This window comes from Paracoccus caeni (genome assembly GCF_016629665.1).
GTDB classification, from domain to species: domain Bacteria; phylum Pseudomonadota; class Alphaproteobacteria; order Rhodobacterales; family Rhodobacteraceae; genus Paracoccus; species Paracoccus caeni.
The window spans coordinates 480,861-501,471 of sequence record NZ_JAEPRQ010000001.1; the positions used below are offsets into that span (position 1 = coordinate 480,861).

A 20,611-nucleotide genomic window follows, 5' to 3' on the forward strand; every position below is an offset into this window, starting at 1 on the left:
CCATGCCATCGACAATTGCGCAACCGCCACGTAACGTTTTGCCGATGAAAGAGCTTTTTCGCAGCAACGATCCCGTGCGTATTTCAATCGCCAAAGACCTCTTGGAGCAGGAGGAAATACTCGTGTTCGAAATGGACCAGCATATGAGCGTGCTGGAAGGCTCGATCGGTATTCTGCCCCGGCGCATCATGGTCGCCGACCGCGACGAGTTCATGGCGCGTGCGATCCTGCGCGATGCCGGGCTGGATGAGTGATCTTCGAAACGACGGCTTTCTGAACGGTCGGCTGCGGATCCTGCAACCGGCCAAAGGTTATCGCGCGGGTGCCGACGCGGTGATGCTGGCCGCTGCGTGCCCGGCGCAACCCGGACAGTCGGTGCTGGAGCTTGGCTGCGGGGCGGGGGTGGCGCTTCTGTGCCTTGGCTGGCGCCTGTCCGACCTGCGCCTGACCGGAATCGAGCAGCAGCCTGAATATGCGGACCTTGCCAGGCAGAACGCCGATCTGAATGCGATTGCCTGCCTGATCATCACGGGCGATCTTGCCGCGCCCCCCGCCGATCTGCGGGCCGAGAGTTTCGATCACATCATCGCCAACCCACCCTATTTTCTCGCCGGAACCGCAGCACCTGACCTGGGGCGGGCGCAGGCGAGGCAGGAGAATACCCCGCTGTCGCTATGGATCGACGCCGGTCTGCGCCGTTTGCGACCCGGTGGCACCATCACTCTGATCCAACGGGCCGACAGGCTGGATGGGATCATCGCCGGACTGTCGGACCGCGCTGGTGACATCGCGATCCTGCCCGTGGCTGCACGGACAGGCCGCGAAGCGGGCCGGATCATCGTCACGGCGCGCAAGGGCGGGCGCGGGCCGCTGCGGCTTTTGGCTCCCTTCATCATGCATGAAAACGGCGCACATCTGGCCGATGGCGAAGACCTCAGCCCCGCCGCATCGGCTGTTCTCCGCGAGGGTCAGGCGATCACGAATCTCTTTGCAAAAGTCTCGTGACAGAATCGCAATCCTGTGCTGCAATCCCCCTGTTCGACACAACTGGATAGGAGGACGCGATGTCGGTTGCTTCCCATGTCGAGGAGCTTCGCAAGAAACACCGAGTGCTTTCGGAAGCCGTTGAAAAGGCGGAAAGAAGCCCTAGCATGAATACCGTGGAAATTACCGAGATGAAACGCAGGAAGCTTCGTCTGAAGGAAGAGATTTCCCGACTGTCCCACTAGTCACCAGAATGGTTTCACCCGAATGAAAGCGGCCCGCGCAGAACGCGCGGGCCGTCTTTCTTTGTAAAATTGTCGGAAACAGCGTCAGGAGAAGTACTGACCGCCATTCGCGCTGATGGTCGATCCGGTAATAAAGCCCGCATCGTCCGACGCCAGAAACACCACGGCGCGGGCGATTTCTTCCGGCTCACCCAGACGACCGACCGGGATCAGCGGGATGATCCGTTCGTTAAGCACCTTTTCATCAATGGCGCGGACCATCTCGGTCCCGATATAGCCGGGGCAGATCGCGTTGACGGTGATCCCGGCCCGCGCGCCTTCCTGCGCCAGTGCCTTGGTGAAGCCCAGATCGCCTGCCTTGGCTGCCGAATAATTGGCCTGCCCAGCCTGACCCTTCTGGCCGTTGATAGAGCTGATATTGACGACACGTCCGAACTTGGCGTCACGCATGTCGCCCCAGACCGAATGGGTCATGTTGAACAGGCCGGTCAGGTTGGTGTCGATGACCTCTTTCCACTGTTGCGGGGTCATCTTGTGGAACATCGCATCGCGTGTGATCCCGGCATTGTTCACCAGAACCGAGATCGGGCCCAGCTTTTCCCTCACCCGGGCGATACCCGCTGCGCATTCATCATAATCGGCCACCGACCATTTGAAGGTCTCGATCCCGGTTTCATCGGTGAACGCCTTTGCGGCATCGTCATTGCCAGCATAATTGGCCGCGACCGTGTAACCGGCGTCTTTCAGGGCTTTGGAGATCGCTGCGCCGATCCCACGCGAACCACCCGTGACAAGTGCTACCTTGGACATATTCCCCCCTTAAGTGAAAGCTTCATTGAAATCTTGTTAAATGTTGATGGTTCGGTGCGCAATATCATTGCGCACCGAAATCGCAATCACCGTTCGAGGCACATGGCCACGCCCATGCCGCCGCCGATGCACAACGTGGCAAGGCCTTTCTTGGCGTCGCGGCGCTTCATTTCGAACAGCAGGGTGTTGAGGATACGCGCGCCCGAAGCGCCAATCGGGTGCCCGATAGCAATGGCGCCGCCGTTCACGTTCACGATCTCGGGGTTCCAGCCCATGTCTTTGTTGACTGCACAGGCCTGCGCAGCGAAAGCCTCATTCGCTTCGACCAGATCCAGATCGCCGACGCTCCAGCCCGCTTTTTCCAGCGCGCGGCGGCTGGCCGGAATCGGGCCGGTGCCCATGATCGACGGATCAAGACCGACGGTCGCATAAGAGGCGATCCGGGCCAGAGGCGTCAGGCCGCGGCGGTTCGCCTCTTCCTCGGTCATCACCATCGCGGCGGCGGCACCGTCGTTTAGACCAGATGCGTTCCCCGCAGTCACGCTGCCGTCCTTGGTGAAGGCGGGGCGCAGTTTCTGCATCGCTTCCAGCGTCGCGCCGTGGCGGATATATTCGTCCTTATCGACGACAGTATCGCCCTTCCGGGTCTTCACGGTATAGGCGACGATCTCATCGTCGAACTTGCCCGCCTTCTGCGCGGCCTCAGCCTTGTTCTGCGAGGCGACGGCGAATTCGTCCTGCTCTTCGCGGCTGATCGACCACTGGTTCGCCACATTCTCTGCGGTCTGGCCCATGTGGTAATTGTTGAACGCGTCCCAAAGACCGTCGCGGATCATCGTGTCGATGAATTGCAGATCGCCCATCTTCTGACCGGCGCGCAGATGGGCCGAGTGATGGGCCAGCGACATGCTTTCCTGACCGCCCGCCAGAACGATCTTTGCATCGCCAAGGATGACCTGCTGGGCCGCCAGCGCAACCGCACGAAGGCCCGAGCCGCAGACCTGATTGATCAGCCACGCAGCGGATTCCTTGGGTAGCCCGGCGTGGATATGTGCCTGCCGTGCAGGGTTCTGGCCTTGGCCGGAGGTCAGCACCTGACCAAGAATGGTCTCGCTGATTTCGGCGGGGTCCACACCGGCACGGGCAACAACTTCCCTCAGAACGACGGCACCCAGATCATGTGCCGGGACGTTCGCGAAAGATCCAAGAAAACTTCCAACCGGCGTGCGCGCGGCGGAAACGATAACAGCTTTGGTCATGGCGGGCTCCTTCCCTTGGTCGCCGGACGAATGGCGAATCAACGCTAGGATGCCGGTTCATGTCGTCGCGTCAAGGAACGCCATGCAATTGCGACATATCCGAGCCCCGAAGCGGCAGGCCATATCGGGCGGGCTGAGACGCTTCGCGGGCGTTTAGGGACCATTTCAGTCTCGTTACTGACGGCGCTGCAATCGCGGTATCGCGCAGTTTTCATTCGTTGATTTCGCAGGATTTTGTTGCTCTCGCGTAATTCGGTCAGATTGCCGCCGTGCCATTGCCAAAACGGCAGCGGGCGCAGTCAGTGCTTCGAAGAAATCAGCGCACCGCAACCGAGGGTGGAGTGCGCCATGGCGGCGCGATTGTCGGTGCGCCGAAATAATAGCCCTGCATACAGTCGATGCCGTGTTCGATCAGAAAGCTGGCATCGTCCGCCGTCTCGACCTGTTCGGCCACGGTGAACATGTCGAAATGCTGCGCTATCGACATCAGCGCGCGGGTCAGCACCTGATTGTCGCGATGTTTCGAGATCTCGCGGATGAACTGTCCGTCGATCTTGATCATGTCAAAGCAGAAATCCCGTAGGTAACGGAATCAGGTATAGCCGGCCCCAAAATCGTCCAGCGCAAGGCTGATCCCGTATTGCTGCACCTCGCGAATGAAAGAATTGACCTCAGCGGGCATATCCATGGCCGAGCTTTCAGTCACCTCTAGAATCAACCGCTCACCGACATGAGCGTCGTCGGTCACCGTGTCGCGCAGGATTTTGATCCATGCCGGGTAGCCGATCGAGCGTGCGGACATATTGATCGACAGGCGTAGTATCGGGTTTTCGAGCAGCGCCTGCAGGCCAAGCGACAGCGACAGGCAGTCGATTTCGCGCCCAAGTTCGGTCGTTTCCGCGACCGGCATGAAGTCACGCAAAGGCACGATACGACCGCTGTCGTCGATGATGCGAATGAGACCTTCGTAAAAGGCCGGACGCCCGGTATTTTCAGCCTGCACGATGGGCTGGAAGGCAAGAACCCCATTGCCCTTGGCCACCGCCGCGTGGACGGCGGGCAGGGTCAGTCGTTCCTGCCGGTTCATCGCATAATCAAGCGGCGAGCCTTTGAAGGGAGGGGAGCCGTTGGTCACGTGAAGCCTCGTCTGGTATCTGGTCGGGTGTTGATCCTGACCCATGTTTCCCTAATTTCGCGTCAACGGGCAGGGGATTCTGGAAGCGAGGTTAACGGAACATGACCAGATGTACGTGGTGCGGCACCGACCCGCTTTATGTCGCATATCACGACGAAGAATGGGGCGTGCCGGAATATGACCCTCGCGCGTTATGGGAAAAACTGGTGCTGGATGGCTTTCAGGCCGGGTTGAGCTGGATCACCATTCTGCGCAAGCGCGACGCTTTTCGTGAGGAATTCGAAGGGTTTGATCCTGAGAGGATTGCAAGTTGGGATGTCGCGCGCGTCGATCGCGCCTTGCTGAATGCTGGCATCATCCGCCATCGCGGCAAGATCGAAGCCACGGTGAAAGGCGCACAGCTATTTCTTGAAATCGAGAAGGAACAGGGTTTCACACCGTGGTTGTGGAGCTTCGTCGGCGGCAAACCAATTCAGAACAATTTTAGCGATATGTCGCAGGTTCCGACCGCAACCGCCGAATCGACCGCCATGTCGAAGGCGCTGAAAAAGCGCGGCTTCAATTTCTGTGGGCCAGTGATCGTCTATGCCTTCATGCAGGCGACCGGGATGGTCAACGACCACATCACTGGCTGCCCCTGTCACGCGCGGCTTGGCGGCACGGCGTCCTGAGCGCCTCGGCAGGGTGAGATTTCAAACCGACGCTCCTGCCGCCGACCGCTTCGATCAGCCCGCGATTAACTGCCTGACTAGCTCTTTCGCAGCATCGCTAGCCCAGTCGGCATCGCCCATCAGCCGCGCGACCTCGTTGCCGTCGCGGTCGAGGATGATGGTGACCGGAAGTCCGACCACACCCATCTGCCGGGCAAGCTGCTGGCGTGGGTCCAGCAGGACCGGCAGGTTCTCGACGCCGGTTTCCTGAAAGAATCGATCGATATTTTCGACCGAGTTGCGGCCGGTTGCGATTGGAACCACCTGAAAATCATCACCTCCCAGTTCCGCTTGCAATTCATCCAGCGAGGGCATTTCCTCACGGCAGGGTGCGCACCATGTCGCCCAGAAATTCACCAGAACCACCTGACCCTTGTAATCGGCCAGCGTGTGCGTGCCATCCTTTGGGTCGGTGAACGTGGTTTCGGCCACCGGCGGCGCGTCGTTCGTCACCACCAGCTTGTCCAGCCCGCCATCTTTCGCGGCCTGCCAATCCACCTCGCCTGCCAAGGCGGTGTTTGCACAGAAAACCAGTGCCGTATAAAGCAGGACGGAACGCAGCATATGACCTCCGAAGGACTTCACGATGACCGACCGGCCCCAAAGCAAGGACGCCGCCAACAGCATGTGGGGCGGACGCTTCGCCGCCGGACCTGACGCGATCATGGAGGCGATCAATGCCTCGATCGGGTTCGACCGTCGACTTTATGCCCAGGATATCCGGGGCAGCCGGGCCCATGCCGCGATGCTCGCCGCACAAGGCATCATCAGCGATAGCGATGCGAAGGCCATCGGGGAAGGGCTGCTCACGGTCTTGTCAGAGATCGAGGCGGGCGAGTTTCGGTTCTCAACCGCGTTGGAAGACATCCACATGAATGTCGAGGCGCGGCTGAAAGAGGTGATCGGCGAGCCCGCAGGCCGCCTGCACACGGGCCGTTCGCGTAACGATCAGGTGGCGACGGATTTCCGTCTCTGGGTGCGCGATCAATGCGACGCGGCGATTTCCGGTCTGGAGGCTTTGATCCGCGCGGCTTTGTCGCAGGCGGAAAACGGTGCAGATTGGGTGATGCCGGGCTTTACCCATCTGCAAACCGCCCAGCCGGTGACATGGGGCCATCACATGATGGCCTATGTCGAGATGTTCGGCCGTGATCTGTCGCGGTTTCGGGACGCCCGCAAACGGATGAACGAATCGCCGCTTGGCGCGGCGGCTTTAGCCGGGACCGGATATCCGATTGATCGTCACGCGACGGCGGCGGCGCTGGATTTCGACGCGCCGATGGCCAACAGCCTTGATGCCGTCAGTGACCGTGATTTCGCGCTGGAATTCCTGTCCTGCGCCTCTATCTGCGCCGTCCATCTGTCGCGGCTGGCGGAGGAGCTGGTGATCTGGTCCTCGGCCCAGTTCCGGTTCGTGTCGATGTCGGACAAGTGGTCCACTGGTTCGTCGATCATGCCGCAGAAGCGCAACCCCGACGCGGCAGAGCTGATCCGCGCGAAGATAGGACGAATCCTTGGGGCGACGGTGGCGCTGTTCACGGTGATGAAGGGGCTGCCGCTGGCCTATTCCAAGGATATGCAGGAAGACAAGGAACAGGTCTTCGACGCCGCCGACAATCTGATGCTGGCATTGGCCGCGATGGCAGGGATGCTGTCGGACCTGACCGCCAATCGCGACAAGTTGGAGGCGGCGGCTTCGGCTGGTTTCTCGACCGCGACCGACCTTGCAGACTGGTTGGTGCGCGAGCTTGGGCTGCCGTTCCGTGACGCGCATCATGTCACCGGGTCTCTGGTGGCGCTGGCCGAGGGGAAAGGCGTCGATTTGCCCGATCTTTCTTTGGAAGAAATGCAGTCGGTTCATGGCGATATCACGAATTCGGTGTTCGGCGTTTTGGGCGTTCACAATTCGGTCGCCTCGCGTCAAAGCTATGGCGGGACGGCACCCGATCAGGTGCGCGCTCAGATCAAACGCTGGAAGGAGAGACTGGCATGAGGTTGTTTTCGATATTGGCAGTTCTGGCAGTTGCAGCATGTGGTGTAGACGGTGCCCCCGAGCGTCCGGCGCAGAAGCCGGGTGTAAACGTTTCGGGTCACGCCACGGTTGGCGTGGTGACGGAGCTTTAAGCGAGCATGGACCATTTCAACTATCGTGACGGTGCGCTGTGGGCCGAGGATGTTCCGCTGACCCGGATCGCCGCCGAGGTTGGAACCCCTGTCTATGTCTATTCGACCGCGACGTTGACGCGGCATTTCGGTCTGTTCCGGCAAGCGCTGGAATGGACCGATCATCTGGTCTGTTTCGCGGTGAAGGCCAATTCCAATCTGGCCGTGCTGAAGCTGATGGGCGATCTGGGGGCGGGCATGGATGTCGTCTCGGGCGGGGAATATGCCCGTGCGAAGGCGGCAGGCGTGCCCGGCGACCGGATCGTCTTTTCCGGTGTCGGCAAGACCCTGGCCGAGATGCGTCAGGCCATCGAAGGCGGCATCCGGCAGTTCAATATCGAAAGCGAGCCCGAGATGCGGGCGCTGTCGGCGCTGGCCGCCAGTATGGGGGCCGAGGTGCCGATTGCCGTCCGGGTGAACCCGGATGTCGATGCGAAGACGCATGAGAAGATCGCGACCGGCAAATCCGAGAACAAATTCGGCATCCCTATCGCGCGGGCGCGCGAGGTCTATGCCGAGGCGGCGGCTCTGCCCGGTCTCAAGGTCGTCGGCATCGATGTGCATATCGGCAGTCAGCTGACGGATCTTGACCCTTACCGGCAAGCCTATGCCAAGGTCGCCGAGCTGACGCAGGTGCTGCGCGGCGATGGTCATGCGATCACCCGGCTGGATCTGGGCGGCGGTTTGGGCATCCCCTATCGGCGCGATAACAACGTGCCGCCGCTGCCGCTGGAATACGGGCAAGTGATCCGTGATGCGGTCGGCCATCTGGGCTGCGAGATCGAGATCGAGCCGGGCCGCAATATCGTCGGCAATGCCGGGGTGCTGCTGTCGCAGGTGATCTATGTGAAGGAAGGCGAGGGCCGCAATTTCCTGATCGTCGATGCGGCGATGAACGACCTGCTGCGCCCGGCCATGTATGGAGCGCATCATGACATCGTCCCGGTGGTCGAGCCAGTGGCGGGCTCGGAAGGGCGCAGTTTCGACGTGGTCGGCCCGGTCTGCGAATCGGGGGACACGTTCCAGAAGGGCACTTCGCTGCCCGATATGGCGGCGGGAGACCTGATCGCCTTCCGTTCGGCGGGTGCTTATGGGGCGGTGATGGCGTCGGAGTACAATTCCCGGCCTCTGGTGCCCGAAGTTCTGGTCAGCGGCGATCAATTCGCCGTCATCAGGGCGCGACCGACATATGAGGATATGTTGGCCCGCGATAGCATCCCCGGATGGCTTTGACGCGTCCTCAGGATGACACGGCACTGCCGGGGGCTGTCCGCCCCCGGACCCCCGACGGTATTTTCACAACGAAGAACGGACCTGTAGGTCGCGCACTGTTCCTGACCCGTTGGGGAATGGAATGGGAGCGGGCGGCGCGTGCGTTCTGGCCGCTGGCGACGATGCTGGCGGTGCTGTTCGCAGTCGTCTGGTTGAACCTTGTCGAGGAAATATCGCCCGAACTGTTGCCTTGGGTGACCGGCGCGGCACTGATCCTGCTGGTGGTCACGGCAATCCGGGGTGGTTTGCGCTATCGCCGGGTCAGGCGGCGCGAAGTCGTTGAACGGCTGGACCGGACCTTGCCCGGGCGGCCCTTGGCGGCGCTGTCGGATCGCGCGGCGATTGGTGGCGAAGGGGCGTTGTGGCAGGCGCATCTGGCGCAGATGTCACGGTCGGCGGCGCAGGCGCGGGCGGTGAAACCCGATGCGGGCCTGTCGAGGCGCGATCCTTTTGCGCTGCGGCTGGCCGGTCTGGTCGCGTTGGTGATGGCGCTGATCTTTGGCGGCATCAGCGACATGGATCGCGGGCTGTCGGCAATCGCTGCCACCGCTAACCGTCCCGGCACCGGCGATGCCAAGCCGATTGGCCCCAGTTGGGAAGGATGGGCCGAGCCGCCCGCCTATACACGCCGCCCGACGATCTACCTGAATGCGCAGCCCGAGGGTGAGTTGCTGGAACTGCCCAAGGGCACCACGCTGAGCTTCCGGCTTTATGACGATTCGACCGGGGTGTCGCAGGATATCGGCACAGCCATCGCAGCGGATGATCCAAAGGCTCCTACGTTCCGGGCGGAAGAAAGCGGCGTGATTTCTGTCGGGGATCGCCGGTTCGAGGTCACCGTGCTGCCAGATGAGGTGCCGGTGATCCGTGCCGGGGCCGCGCCGGTGCGGCGGGCCGACGGACGGATGGTGCAGGATTATGAGGCCGAGGACGACCATGGCGTGATGGCCGCGACCGCGACGATCTCGTTGGATCTGCCGCAGATCGATCGCCGCTATGGTCTTGCCGCCGATCCCGAGCCGCGTGCCGATGTCGAACTGGCGCTGCCCATCCCGCGGCGCGCGGATCGGCGCGACATTTCGGGACAACTGGTGCAGGATTTGTCGCGGCACCCTTGGGCCAATCTGCCGGTGACGCTGACCCTGACCGCGACCGACGGGATCGAGCAGACAGGTACTGCCGAGCCGATGCAGACAATCCTGCCGGGACGGCGCTTCTTCCAGCCGCTTGCCGCAGCCCTGATCGAGATGCGCCGCGATCTGCTGTGGTCGCGCGAAAATGCCGACCGGAGTGCTGAAATCCTGCGCGCCGTGACATGGCAACCGGAGGGCTTTGTCGATCAACAGCTTTATCTGCAGCTTCGCGGTGCCGTGACCATTCTGGAATCTGGCGAGATCTCGGAAAAGGCGCGGGACGAAATGGCCGAGGCGCTGTGGCAGGCGGCGATCCAGCTTGAGGATGGCGGTCTTGCGGACGCGCTGCAGCGGATGCGGCAGGCGCAGGAAAAGCTGTCCGAGGCGATCCGCAACGGTGCCAGCCCCGACGAAATCCAGCGCCTGATGGATGAGCTGAAAGAGGCAACCGACGCCTATACCCGCATGCTGGCCGAGCAGAACGAACGCGACCCGTCCGAGCGCTTCACCCGCGATCAAGAGCGGCAGATGATCACCGGCGACCAGATTCAGGAGATGATGGACGAGATCCAGCGTCTGATGAACGAAGGCCGCATGGCCGAGGCGCAGGAACTGCTGGAGCAGTTCAACCGGATGATGGAGAATTTGCAGGTCACTCAGGGCGACGGCGATGGCGACGGTATCGAAATGCCGGGTCAGGGTGGCGCAATGGGCCGACTGGCCGACAGTCTGCGTGAACAGCAGCGCCTGTCCGACGATGCCTTCCGCGATATGCAGGAACAGTTCGGCAATGGCGAGATGGGTCAACCCTCGACCAATTCCGACGAAATGGCCGAGCGGCAGCGGCAATTGCGCGAGGAGCTAGGCCAGCAGCGCGGGCTTTTGCCGGGGCAGGGCTCGGACAGCGGGGATCGCGCTGGTGATCAGCTTGATGAAGCAGGCCGCGCGATGGAAGACGCCGAACAGGCGTTGCGCGACGGCGATATGTCAGGTGCGATGCAGCGGCAGGCAGATGCGATCGAGTCGATGCGCGAAAGCATGCGGGCCCTTGGCGAGATGATGCAGGGCCAGCAGGGCGATCAGGAAGGTGGGGCGCAGGAAGACCCGAACGGCCAGCGGGCGTTGGACCGGAATGATCGTCCCGGTGGCAATCGTCGCGGTGGCGGACAGCAGGGCCAGCCCAACCGTCCTATCACACATGATCCTTTGGGGCGTGAAAGCGCAGGCGCGGATGGCAATGTGCAGGGCGGCGGTGAGGAAATCGGCGGGGCCATGGACCCGGCGCGCCGTGCCCGCGATCTGCTGGACGAGATCCGGCGCCGCAGCGCGGAACGCCAGCGGCCCGAGGATGAGCGTGACTATCTGGGGCGTCTGCTGGACCGCTTCTGATCAGCCACCGTTGCCGGACACCGTGTCATGCAACCACAGGCGCGCCTGATCCACGCCATCGCGCATCGTCATCAGCACCTCGCCGAACGAGCCGTTATCCGATAGCGAAGGTGCCGCCAGATAAAGCCCGACACATAGGGCGGCCAGACCGGCTGCAAGGCCGAAACCCGCCCAATAGCCCCCGCGTGCATTCGGGCTGACCGTCTGCGGCTGGACTTCGCTAACCTGCTGCTCGGTCGTTGCAGGAGTTGGCGCGGGATCCGGTTCGGCGGCAGGTTCCGGCACCGCTTGGCTGGCGGCTGGCGTTGGACGCGAGACAGGATTTGTCATCGTCATCGCGGGCCAGTCGGGATCGCCCTCGTAATTGAAATCGGCACGGACCGGCAGCGAATCTGTGCGGGTCCCTTCGGCCTTGCGCAAGCGGCGTTCGTGCTCGACCTCTTCCAGCAGAATATTCAGCACATTTTCCGGCAGGCGGCGGTTCAGCGGTGCCGGGCCTTTCGACGTAGCCTCGGGTGATGCAGGCTTGGTCGTGCGGGCATATTCATCGGCCAATTCCTTGAAACCGGTCAGATTATAACTGTAAACGCCAAGTTCCAGCGGAGAAGGTTGGCTGGTCGAGGGCAGTTGCGCCCGCCAGATACGACCGCAATTGCTGCATTCCACCTCGCGGCCCTGAGGGGGTAATGCCGAGGCTGGAATCTCGTAGGCCGTTCGGCAGTTCGGACAGATCACCCTTATTTCAGCCATGCCGACCCTCGCATTCGGTTTGTGGCTGTTCTATCAAGTCCATGCCCGGCTTCCAAGCGGCTGCGGCAGGCGTAAGAAAATAGGAGAGTGCAGCTTGATCGAAATGCGAGATGTCGGCTTCGGTTATCACGGCAGTGCCGAGCTGTTGTCGAACATGACGCTTAGCCTTCAGCCAGGCATGTTGCATTTCCTGACCGGGCCATCCGGCTCGGGCAAGACGACGCTTCTGCGGCTGTGCTATGCGGATTTGCTGCCCACAACGGGCGAAATGACGGCCTTTGGGCAGGATGTGCGCAGCCTTTCGCGCGATGGCATCGCCCATCTGCGGCGACGAGTGGGCGTGGTTCATCAGGATACGCAGTTTCTTGACCACCTACCGGTCGCCGAGAACGTGGCATTGCCGCTGACCGTCTCGGGGCAAAACGTCGATATGGAGGCTTTGCGCGATCTTCTGGGTTGGGTGCAGCTTGGTCCGCAGGCGCGGGCCTATCCGCCGTCGCTGTCTGGCGGCGAAAGGCAACGTGCGGCGCTGGCGCGGGCGGTGATTCTGTCGCCCGATCTGGTGCTGGCGGATGAGCCGACGGGCAATCTTGACTGGGACATGTCGATGCGGCTGATGCAGTTGCTGATCGAGCTGAACAAGTCGGGCAAGACCGTTCTGGTCGCGACCCATGATCTGAACCTGATCCGCGCCACCAAGGCGCAGGTCGCGGCGCGCGTGCTGCGCATTTCGGGCGGCAGCCTGCAACTGGCGGGGGCGGATCTGTGAAGAAGCTGGATTTCAGGGGGCTGAACCTCAAGGCATTATGGCTGGGTCTGGTCCGCAGCGATGGCGGCGCAGGTGACCGCATCGTGCCGCCGACCGGCTTTACCGCGCAACTGACGGTGTTCTCGGCGGGCGCAATGGCGTTTCTGGCAGTCTTCGCGCTGGCCCTTGCGCTGGCAACGGGACGGCTGGCCGAGCGTTGGTCATCCGAACTGGCCGAGTCGGTGACGGTCCGCGTCAGCGCCCCCGTTGCCGAGCAGGAGGCCCGGACACAGGCCGCAATGCAGATCCTTCAGACCACGCCGGGCATCGGTCAGCCACGCCTGTTGCCGGATGAAGAGGTCGCCCATCTGCTGACCCCGTGGTTCGGGCCGGATATGCCGGTGGATGCGCTGCCGGTTCCGGCGCTGATCGATGTGCCGGTGACGGATTCTGCCTTCGATGCCGAGGGGCTGCGGCTGCGGCTGGAGGCAGAGGCGCCCGGCTCGATCCTTGATGACCACACGCAATGGCGGCAGCCGCTGGTTTCTGCGGCCAAGCGGCTGAGCGCGCTTGGGATCGTCTCGCTATTGCTGATCGCAGCGGCGTCGGCGGCGATGATTACGCTGGCGGCCAAGGCGGCACTGGCGGCGAACGGGCAGGTGATCCGGGTGCTGCGTCTTATCGGCGCGCGAGACATCACCATCGCCACGGCTTTCGTGCGCCGCTTTACCCAACGCGCGGCGGTCGGTGCTTCGGTCGGGACGGTTTGCGGGATGATCGCGGTCGCGCTGCTGCCGGGGATGAGCGCCGCCGGAGGCTTCCTGACGGGTCTGGCGTTTCAGGGTTGGGGCTGGCTTCTGCCGCTGCTGATCCCGGTCATCGCCGCCGCTGTCGGCTTCTTTGCGACCCGCTGGGCGGCGCTGAAGATGCTGGGCGCGGTGCGATGAGCAGGCGCACGGAGTCGCCCGAGCCGGGGCCGTTAGGGCCGTGGCAATACGTGCAAAACGCGCTCTACTATCTGCATGTCGCAGTAGCGACGCTGATCATTGGACTGGCCGGGATACCGCTGGTCATGGCGCAAGGTCGGAAGGGCGCGAACCGGGTCGCGACACGCTGGATCGGCTATATGCTCTGGGCGGCGAAGCTGCATCTGGGCGTCACCTGCGAAGTGCGCGGTACGCCCCCGACCGGCGATTGCATTATCGCGGCCAAGCATCAGTGTTTCCTTGATATTCTGACCATCGCCCATGCCGCGCCCGAACGCGCGTTCATCATGAAACGCGAGGTGATGCGGGTGCCGATCATGGGCTGGTATGCCTATAAGGTCGGCTGCATCCCGATCGACCGGACCAAGGGCCGCGACGCGATGCGGACGATCTCGGCCGAGATCAACAAGCGCGTGGCGGGCGAAGGTTTGGGCCAGTTGATCATCTACCCCGAGGGCACGCGGACCAAGCCGGGCGAGCGGCGTTCTTACAAACACGGCGTCGGCACGATCCGCGCCGGGACCGGATTGCCGGTAGTGCCGGTGGCGGTGAATACGGGGCTGTTCTGGCCGCGCAAAGGCTGGGGCATCCGGCCGGGGCGCGCTGTGGTCGAGTTTTTGCCGGTGATCGACCCGGATGTCCCGCAAGAGGGTCTGATCCCGCGACTAGAAGCCGAGGTCGAGACCCATTCCGACAGGCTGATGGCAGAGGCGGGGTTTACCTATGAACTGGTTGAAAGAAGCTGATCTGAGCGCGATCTATGGCGAACCGGGACCGGCCTCGCTGGAAAAGGTCGCGGACCATCTGACGCCGGATTATGAAGCGTTCATAATGGCTTCGCGATTTTGCGTGCTGACGACTGTCGGGCCGGAGGGCACCGATGGCAGCCCGCGGGGCGATGATGGCCCGGTGGCGCGGGTGCTGGACCCAAAGCATCTGGTGCTGCCCGATTGGCGGGGCAATGACCGGATCGACTCGATCAGGAATATCGTTCGCGATGGCCGCGTCAGCCTGATGTTTCTGGTGCGCGGATCGGGCAATGCGATCCGGGTGAACGGGATGGCGCGGGTTACCGATGATGCGGAAATACGGGCCTCATGCGCGCATGAGGGAAAGGAACCGCGCACCGTCATCGTCGTGCAAGTGATTGAAATCTATTTTCAATGTGCGCGGGCGATCATCCGTTCCGGGCTTTGGGGCGGTCAGGATGACAGTGCTGGCTTGCCGACCCCCGGACGGATTCTTGCGAACCTGACCGAGGGCAGGGTGGGCGGCGCGGCCTATGATGCCGAATGGCCGGTGCGCGCCGCCGGGACGATGTGGTAAGCCCTTGATTTACCTCAGGTCGAAATATTTCGGGACATAGGGCTCGATCGGCGGCAGGCCGATGTCGCGCCGCATATGTGGGCTGAGGTGGTAAGGGTCAGGCGGCCTCGGTCGCCTGCGCCTTGGCAGCAGCAGTGCGCGGATCAGGGCCAGTAAGACCGGCATCGTTCCATGACGGTCCAGCAGGCGTTGCATACCGATGCGCGGATTGGGCGCACGCGTGGTGAATTGCGCAATCATTGCGGTCTCCATGATGATCGCACCACAAGCCAAGCCTTTGACCGGGCACGATTTTTGACAGGTTGGAAAAAGACGTGCGGCTGGGCGCGCGCAAACGCGTCAGGTCAGCAAGTCAGGTTGGAATGCCCCTTACGGGAAAGGCTCAGGCGCGTCGGAAGCCGGTCTGGGCCGAAATCATCCAAAGGGCGTGGGCGGTGGCGATGTTAGTCATGCTGGCCCTCCTTTCGGACTGATATGGGGCAAAGACTGGATGCCGCAGCGATCGTGCCTTTGGCAAGCGCTGGTCTGCGGCAGGATGACGCAGGCGATTCTCCGTGGCTGATCGGCAACAGTTACCGAAGAACAGGTGTTGCGTGGCAGGATGTCGGCGCGCCCTCAGTTCTGGTCAGCAAATGCTGGGATTTTGGCTGCACAGGGCGTGCACTGCGGGTACACCGGGCGTGCACAGGTTGTACACCGCTTGCGAGCGGTGGCGTTGCGGGCGGCGAAAATAATTCGGGGAACGGAATCATGGACGGATATGTCGAGCCGCCGCAGATCGCCATTCCGGCCGAATACGAGGCGGCTGAAAGCCCGTCCATCATCTGCAACGGTGAGAAGGTGCCGTTGGCGGAGGACCAGGTTCATGGCATGGCTGCGGCGCTGCGTCGGTTTCTGGAGGAGCCGGAGAGCCGGGCAGAATTTCCGCGGATGCATGACGACTATTTCAGACCGCCGCGGACCCTGTGGCTTGGTGATGGCACCAGCAGGATCGTGTATGGGGCATGGGTTTTGTCCTGCCTCCATGCGCCGGAGGAGTTGATTTGGCAGAATTGGCTGTCGCGTCAGATGAGTTTGATCGCCAGACTGGAATTGGACGAGAGAGAACAGCGCTGGTTCATCTCTGGCGGCGGGGTTTTTACGATCAAACCGCGACGCTGATATGTGGGGTTAGGTGAGGGTGGGCGGATTGCGGAAATGGAGCCCTTTTCTGCTGTTCGTTGCCGCCGCTATGCTGCGCCGGTAATGTCCTGCTGGAGGCTTCGATTGAAAAATTCGCTGATCAGCAAAAATCGTGATTATCGCCTGCTGCTATCGGCAAGTTCGGTTTCAAATCTTGGCGATGGTATCGCAATGGTCGCGCTGCCATGGCTGACGACGATGCTCACCAGTGATCCGCTTCTGATAGCGGGGGTTGCTACCGCGCAACGTCTACCCTGGCTTCTGTTTGCATTGCCTGCCGGGGTCTGGACTGACCGCATGGACCGTCGATTGCTGATGGTACGGGCAGATCTGGTACGGGTCGCGCTCATGGCGTTCACTATTCTTATGGTAGTTTCGCAACCCAGCTTGCCTGCGCTGGAAAATTCCAGCTCGGCTGCCATTCTATCCCTGATGCTCATCGCCTTCTTGTTTGGTTCTGCGGAGGTGATCCGGGACAACGCTGCCCAAACTGTACTTCCTGCAATTGTCGCGCATCAGGATCTGGAACGAGCCAACGGCCAGATGTGGAGCGCGGAGCAGATCACCGGGCAGTTTATTGGGCCGCCGCTGGCAGGGCTGCTGATCGCCACATCTGTAGCCATGCCCTTCGGGTTCGACGTATCGGCCTATGCGTTTTCCGCCCTTCTGGTCTGGATGATTGCCTTGCCGCCGAGAAATCTCGCCATCACCACCCGATTTCTCCCTGCATTGATGGAAGGGTTGGCGTGGATGCGGCAGAATCCCCCGATCCTGCGATTGGCGGTTATGTTGGGGGCAATCAACGCGGTATTCATCGGCGGTATGACGGTTCTGGTGCTGTACGCACAAGAGGTGCTGGGCTTGTCCGCTACAGGATACGGATTGCTGCTGACTTTCGGTGCAATGGGTGGCGTCGCAGGTGGTTTGCTTGCACCCGCACTGGCCCTTCGACTGGGCATGAGGTGTAGCCTTCTTACTGCAATTGGCGCATTCGTGGTCATCAATCTCATGCTTGGCCTTTTCGGCTCGACGGTTCTGACCGGACTTGCCCTGTTTATCGAAGCGGCGGCAGGGATGCTGTGGAACGTGGTTACTGTCAGCTATCGTCAGCGCCTGATCCCGGACGATCTGCTGGGCAGGGTCAACTCAGTCTATAGGTTCTTCGGCTGGGGCGGGATGCCCTTTGGTGCCATGGGGGCCGGGGCGCTTGTAACGACGCTGACGCCTGCTATCGGGCGGAGTGGCGCATTGCACGCACCATATCTGTTCGCCGCCGCCATTTGTAGCTTGCTGGCAGTCTTTGCGGCTCTTCGCCTTCGTTTCGACCGGGCTTAAACGGAAAGGCCCGGTTTGTCCCGCCCCGCCGATTCTCATCTCAAGGCGCGGCGGGGTCGACTGTTTTGACGAAAGCAGATGCGTCCGTCGTGGATCAGGCCAGTGCCTTCGATCCCATATCAAGGAATTTGTGGCGACGATCCTTGATCAGTTCGGCGCGCTTCTTGCCCTCGAGATCCTTCAGCATCAAGGCGATCTCGGCGCCGACGGCCTGGATTGCCTCGGACGGGTTGCGTTGCGCGCCGCCGACCGGCTCGGAGATGATGCGGTCGATCACGCCCAGTTTCTTCAGATCCTGAGCGGTCAGGCGCAGGGCCTCGGCAGCTTCGCGCATGCGTTCCGCGTCCTTCCACAGGATCGAGGCGCAGCCCTCGGGCGAGATGACCGAGTAGATCGAGTGTTCCAGCATGGCGATCCGGTTGGCCGTGGCGAAGGCCACAGCGCCGCCCGAGCCGCCTTCGCCGATGATGACGCTGACCAGTGGCACGCCGATCTGCAGGCATTTCTCGGTGCAGCGGGCGATGGCTTCGGATTGGCCACGCTCTTCCGCGCCCTTGCCGGGATAGGCGCCGGGCGTGTCCACCAGCGTGATCACCGGCAGGCCAAAGCGGTTGGCCACATCCATCAGGCGGATCGCCTTGCGATAGCCTTCGGGGCGGGCCATGCCGAAATTGTGGCTGATGCGGGTCTTGGTGTCGTTGCCCTTTTCATGGCCGATCACCACGCAGGGCGTATCGTTGAAGCGGGCAAGGCCGCCCATCACCGCATGATCGTCGCCAAAGGCGCGGTCGCCTGCCAAGGGCGTGTATTCGGTGAACAGCGCCGCGATATAGTCGCTGCAATGCGGGCGGTCCGGATGCCGCGCGACCTGCGTTTTCCGCCAAGGATCGAGATTCTTGTAAAGATCGCGCAACAGATCGCCGGATTTCTTGTCCAGCGCGGCGGCCTCTTTCTCGACATCGACCGCGCCTTCGCCCTTCTGGGCCATGGCGCGCAGCTCTTCAGCCTTGCCCTCGATATCGGCGAGGGGTTTTTCGAAATCCAGATAGACCATCCAACACTGCTCCGGGCGTCGTTTCGCGCTGACGATTGCGCCCTATATGATGCGCTTAGCGTCAGAATGCAACGCGGCGTGCGGACTTGTCCCTAAGTTGGCTATGCTTTGCACAGATCTCGGGCTAGACACAGGATTGTGAGCTTCGAGGGAGAATGACGTGAGGCATTTCGTGCTTTCCGTGCTGTCGGTGACACTTGCGGTGTCGCTGCTGGCGCTGGCGACACCGGCGGTGGCGCAGCAGGTCGATTTCGGCGACGACGAGGGCGATTGGTCCCGCGACGGCGAATGCGATGACAAGCGTTTCATCGGCGAGGGGATGACGCAGACGCCGCTTTTGGACGAGGATATCGGCCATGATGCGACCGATTGCGCCAAGGCGTTCAAGGCGGGCACCATCACCTTGCGCGACGTCGTCACCGAGGATCTGGTTCAGGACGGCATCAACTTCGGCACCGATGGTGGCGAATGGGCCAATGACAATGAGTGCGATGACAAGCGTTTTACCGGCGAAGGGATGACCGCGACGGTTCTTCTGGACGAGGATATCGGCCGCGATGCAACCGATTGCGCCGGCGCCTATGCTGCCGGGACCATCACCTTGCGCGAGGCGGTGACGCAGAACCTGATCCATGACGGCATCAATTTCGGCACCGATGGCGGCGACTGGGCCAATGACAACGAATGCGACGATCCGCGCTTCGAAGGTGAAGGCATGACCACGACCGCGCTGCTGCAGGAAGATGTAGAACGGGACGCGACCGACTGCTTGCAGGCCTATCAGGCCGGGACGATCGATCTGCGCACCTATTGACGGAAAAGCGGGCGCATCCGGGTTTCGGGGCGCGCCCGCCCATTTATTATTGCAGGTCGGCGAAGGCCTTTTGCAGGCGGCTGACCGCATCCGCGACCCTTGCCCGAGGGGTGGCGATGTTGAAGCGCAGATAATCCTCGCCCCCCAGACCGAAGGTCTTGCCGTGATTGGCGGCGATGAGGGCCGTCTTTTCGACGCGAGCGGTAAATTCAGCGGGCGACATGCCAGTGCCCGAGAAATCCACCCATGACAGATAGGTCGATTCCAGCGGCATCGAGCGCAGGCCGGGGATCGCGTTGATCCCGTCGTCGAAAAGGCGGCGATTGCCGTCAAGATAGGCGACCAGTTGATCGACCCATGCCGCGCCCTCGGGCGAATAGGCGGCGGCGACCATGTCCATCCCCAACATCCCGACCGAGACGCCCCGCGCCATCAGCGCGCCCTTGAACTTTGCCCGCAGCTCGGGGTCGGCGATGATCGCGTTGCCGATATGGGCGCCGGCGATGTTGAAGGTCTTCGTTGCCGCCGTCAGCGTCACCAGCCGGTCAGCGATCTCGGGGGCGATGGTGGCGATCATGTGGTGGCGATGGCCCGGATAGACCAGATCGCAGTGGATATCGTCCGAGATCAGGATCAGGTCGTGGCGGGTGCAGAAATCGGCGACCTCGCGAAGTTCGGCCTTGGTCCAGACACGACCGCCGGGATTGTGGGGCGAGCAGAGGATCAGCATCTTCTCGCGCCCGGTCAGTTGCCGCTCCCATTCAGGCCAGTCCATCTGGTAGCTGCCGTCCCGAATGGCGAGCGGCAGTTCCACCAGTTCACGGTGCGAGGCGCGGATGACGCGGGCGAAGGCGTGATAAACCGGGCTCATCACGATCACGCCGTCGCCGGGTTGGGTATAGGCGTCGATCGCCATGGAAACGCCATTGACCAGACCGGCGCAGGTCAGAATCCAGTCGGTCTCGATCTGCCAGCCGTGGCGGTTCGCCATCCACCACTTGATCGCGTCGAGATAGGGGCGGTTGCTGCCCGGATAGCCGTAAACGCCATGGGCGGCGGCGGCCTCGACCGCTTTCTGGACGGCGGCGGGGGGGCGGAAATCCATGTCGGCGACCCACATTGCCAACCCACCTTCGGCAGGCGAGACGCCATAGACCCGCTCCATCTCGTCCCATTTGTCGCAATAGGTGCCGATGCGGTCGATGATCTCGTCGAAATCGGGTGTGGTCATGGCTGTGGTCCCCGCTGCTTTGTCCGTTCGCTTCCTTGCATACGCCGGTTGTTGCTTATGGTGAAGGCATGGCCTAAATCGCAAA

21 protein-coding genes and 1 pseudogene are annotated in these 20,611 nt (G+C 62.1%); 14 read left to right on the forward strand and 8 right to left on the reverse strand.

Features of this window, described 5'->3' with window-relative positions:
* Positions 1-44 precede the first annotated feature (44 nt).
* Genes JJJ17_RS02200 through JJJ17_RS02210 form a run of 3 tightly spaced genes read left to right on the forward strand, consistent with a single transcriptional unit; the run spans position 45 to position 1,229 of the window.
* Positions 45-254 (forward strand): putative signal transducing protein, encoded by a 210-nt coding sequence (locus tag JJJ17_RS02200; protein WP_200683429.1) that lies wholly within the window; start codon positions 45-47, stop codon positions 252-254.
* Entirely contained in the window at positions 247-1,005 is a 759-nt protein-coding gene (locus tag JJJ17_RS02205; protein ID WP_200683430.1) for a tRNA1(Val) (adenine(37)-N6)-methyltransferase, read from the forward strand. The genes JJJ17_RS02200 and JJJ17_RS02205 overlap by 8 nt, the downstream gene beginning before the upstream one ends.
* Positions 1,006-1,064: 59 nt before the next feature.
* Positions 1,065-1,229, forward strand: a complete 165-nt coding sequence (locus JJJ17_RS02210) for a YdcH family protein (protein WP_200683431.1) — start codon at positions 1,065-1,067, stop codon at positions 1,227-1,229.
* Between the two features lie 84 nt (positions 1,230-1,313).
* Here the strand turns inward: JJJ17_RS02210 and phbB are convergent, their stop codons facing one another.
* From phbB to JJJ17_RS02225, 3 genes and pseudogenes are all read right to left on the reverse strand, one after another.
* Positions 1,314-2,039, reverse strand: a complete 726-nt coding sequence (phbB, locus tag JJJ17_RS02215; RefSeq protein ID WP_200683432.1) for an acetoacetyl-CoA reductase — start codon at positions 2,037-2,039, stop codon at positions 1,314-1,316.
* Between the two features lie 86 nt (positions 2,040-2,125).
* Complete coding sequence (locus JJJ17_RS02220) at positions 2,126-3,298, reverse strand: acetyl-CoA C-acetyltransferase (protein ID WP_200683433.1); 1,173 nt, start codon at positions 3,296-3,298, stop codon at positions 2,126-2,128.
* Positions 3,299-3,614: 316 nt separating this feature from the next.
* Positions 3,615-4,385, reverse strand: a pseudogene (locus tag JJJ17_RS02225) (EAL domain-containing protein).
* A gap of 149 nt (positions 4,386-4,534) precedes the next feature.
* On the opposite strand from JJJ17_RS02225, the gene JJJ17_RS02230 reads away from it, so the two are divergent.
* The gene (locus JJJ17_RS02230) at positions 4,535-5,104 is read left to right on the forward strand and encodes a DNA-3-methyladenine glycosylase I (protein ID WP_200683435.1); all 570 of its coding nucleotides are present in this window, start codon (positions 4,535-4,537) and stop codon (positions 5,102-5,104) included.
* Between the two features lie 54 nt (positions 5,105-5,158).
* On the opposite strand, the gene JJJ17_RS02235 is transcribed toward JJJ17_RS02230, so the two are convergent.
* Positions 5,159-5,707, reverse strand: a complete 549-nt coding sequence (locus JJJ17_RS02235) for a TlpA family protein disulfide reductase (protein ID WP_407673315.1) — start codon at positions 5,705-5,707, stop codon at positions 5,159-5,161.
* A gap of 22 nt (positions 5,708-5,729) precedes the next feature.
* Here JJJ17_RS02235 and argH point away from each other — a divergent pair, with 22 nt between their 5' ends.
* The 3 genes from argH to JJJ17_RS02250 all read left to right on the forward strand — a co-directional run bounded on the left by argH (position 5,730) and on the right by JJJ17_RS02250 (position 11,100).
* Entirely contained in the window at positions 5,730-7,136 is a 1,407-nt protein-coding gene (gene argH, locus JJJ17_RS02240) for an argininosuccinate lyase (RefSeq protein WP_200683440.1), read from the forward strand.
* A gap of 137 nt (positions 7,137-7,273) precedes the next feature.
* Positions 7,274-8,539 carry a diaminopimelate decarboxylase gene (gene lysA, locus JJJ17_RS02245; protein WP_200683442.1) on the forward strand — a complete coding sequence of 422 codons (1,266 nt, stop codon included), beginning with the start codon at positions 7,274-7,276 and terminating at the stop codon, positions 8,537-8,539.
* Entirely contained in the window at positions 8,530-11,100 is a 2,571-nt protein-coding gene (locus JJJ17_RS02250) for a DUF4175 domain-containing protein (RefSeq protein WP_234463843.1), read from the forward strand. Before lysA ends, JJJ17_RS02250 begins: the two co-directional genes overlap by 10 nt.
* On the opposite strand, the gene JJJ17_RS02255 is transcribed toward JJJ17_RS02250, so the two are convergent.
* Positions 11,101-11,850, reverse strand: a complete 750-nt coding sequence (locus JJJ17_RS02255; protein ID WP_200683443.1) for a zinc-ribbon domain-containing protein — start codon at positions 11,848-11,850, stop codon at positions 11,101-11,103.
* A 94-nt stretch (positions 11,851-11,944) separates the two neighbouring features.
* Here JJJ17_RS02255 and JJJ17_RS02260 point away from each other — a divergent pair, with 94 nt between their 5' ends.
* Genes JJJ17_RS02260 through JJJ17_RS02275 form a run of 4 tightly spaced genes read left to right on the forward strand, consistent with a single transcriptional unit; the run spans position 11,945 to position 14,910 of the window.
* Positions 11,945-12,619 carry a cell division ATP-binding protein FtsE gene (locus tag JJJ17_RS02260; protein WP_200683446.1) on the forward strand — a complete coding sequence of 225 codons (675 nt, stop codon included), beginning with the start codon at positions 11,945-11,947 and terminating at the stop codon, positions 12,617-12,619.
* On the forward strand, positions 12,616-13,545 hold the full coding sequence (locus tag JJJ17_RS02265) for a cell division protein FtsX (RefSeq protein WP_325168748.1): 930 nt from the start codon (positions 12,616-12,618) through the stop codon (positions 13,543-13,545). Before JJJ17_RS02260 ends, JJJ17_RS02265 begins: the two co-directional genes overlap by 4 nt.
* Positions 13,542-14,330, forward strand: a complete 789-nt coding sequence (locus JJJ17_RS02270) for a lysophospholipid acyltransferase family protein (protein WP_200683448.1) — start codon at positions 13,542-13,544, stop codon at positions 14,328-14,330. The genes JJJ17_RS02265 and JJJ17_RS02270 overlap by 4 nt, the downstream gene beginning before the upstream one ends.
* Positions 14,308-14,910, forward strand: coding sequence for a pyridoxamine 5'-phosphate oxidase family protein (locus JJJ17_RS02275; RefSeq protein ID WP_200683450.1), 603 nt, complete (start codon positions 14,308-14,310; stop codon positions 14,908-14,910). Before JJJ17_RS02270 ends, JJJ17_RS02275 begins: the two co-directional genes overlap by 23 nt.
* A gap of 9 nt (positions 14,911-14,919) precedes the next feature.
* Here the strand turns inward: JJJ17_RS02275 and JJJ17_RS02280 are convergent, their stop codons facing one another.
* Positions 14,920-15,150: a hypothetical protein gene (locus JJJ17_RS02280; RefSeq protein ID WP_200683452.1), complete on the reverse strand. Its 231-nt coding sequence runs from the start codon at positions 15,148-15,150 to the stop codon at positions 14,920-14,922.
* A 510-nt stretch (positions 15,151-15,660) separates the two neighbouring features.
* Here JJJ17_RS02280 and JJJ17_RS02285 point away from each other — a divergent pair.
* Together JJJ17_RS02285 and JJJ17_RS02290 are read left to right on the forward strand one after the other, a co-directional pair.
* The gene (locus JJJ17_RS02285; protein WP_200683454.1) at positions 15,661-16,071 is read left to right on the forward strand and encodes a hypothetical protein; all 411 of its coding nucleotides are present in this window, start codon (positions 15,661-15,663) and stop codon (positions 16,069-16,071) included.
* Between the two features lie 105 nt (positions 16,072-16,176).
* A complete protein-coding gene (locus JJJ17_RS02290) occupies positions 16,177-17,427 on the forward strand; it encodes an MFS transporter (protein WP_200683456.1) in 1,251 nt (416 codons plus the stop codon).
* A 94-nt stretch (positions 17,428-17,521) separates the two neighbouring features.
* On the opposite strand, the gene JJJ17_RS02295 is transcribed toward JJJ17_RS02290, so the two are convergent.
* Positions 17,522-18,481, reverse strand: coding sequence for an acetyl-CoA carboxylase carboxyltransferase subunit alpha (locus tag JJJ17_RS02295; RefSeq protein WP_200683458.1), 960 nt, complete (start codon positions 18,479-18,481; stop codon positions 17,522-17,524).
* Between the two features lie 160 nt (positions 18,482-18,641).
* Here JJJ17_RS02295 and JJJ17_RS02300 point away from each other — a divergent pair, with 160 nt between their 5' ends.
* Positions 18,642-19,295: a hypothetical protein gene (locus tag JJJ17_RS02300; RefSeq protein ID WP_200683459.1), complete on the forward strand. Its 654-nt coding sequence runs from the start codon at positions 18,642-18,644 to the stop codon at positions 19,293-19,295.
* Between the two features lie 46 nt (positions 19,296-19,341).
* Here the strand turns inward: JJJ17_RS02300 and JJJ17_RS02305 are convergent, their stop codons facing one another.
* Positions 19,342-20,526 carry a MalY/PatB family protein gene (locus JJJ17_RS02305; RefSeq protein WP_200683460.1) on the reverse strand — a complete coding sequence of 395 codons (1,185 nt, stop codon included), beginning with the start codon at positions 20,524-20,526 and terminating at the stop codon, positions 19,342-19,344.
* Positions 20,527-20,611 lie beyond the last annotated feature (85 nt).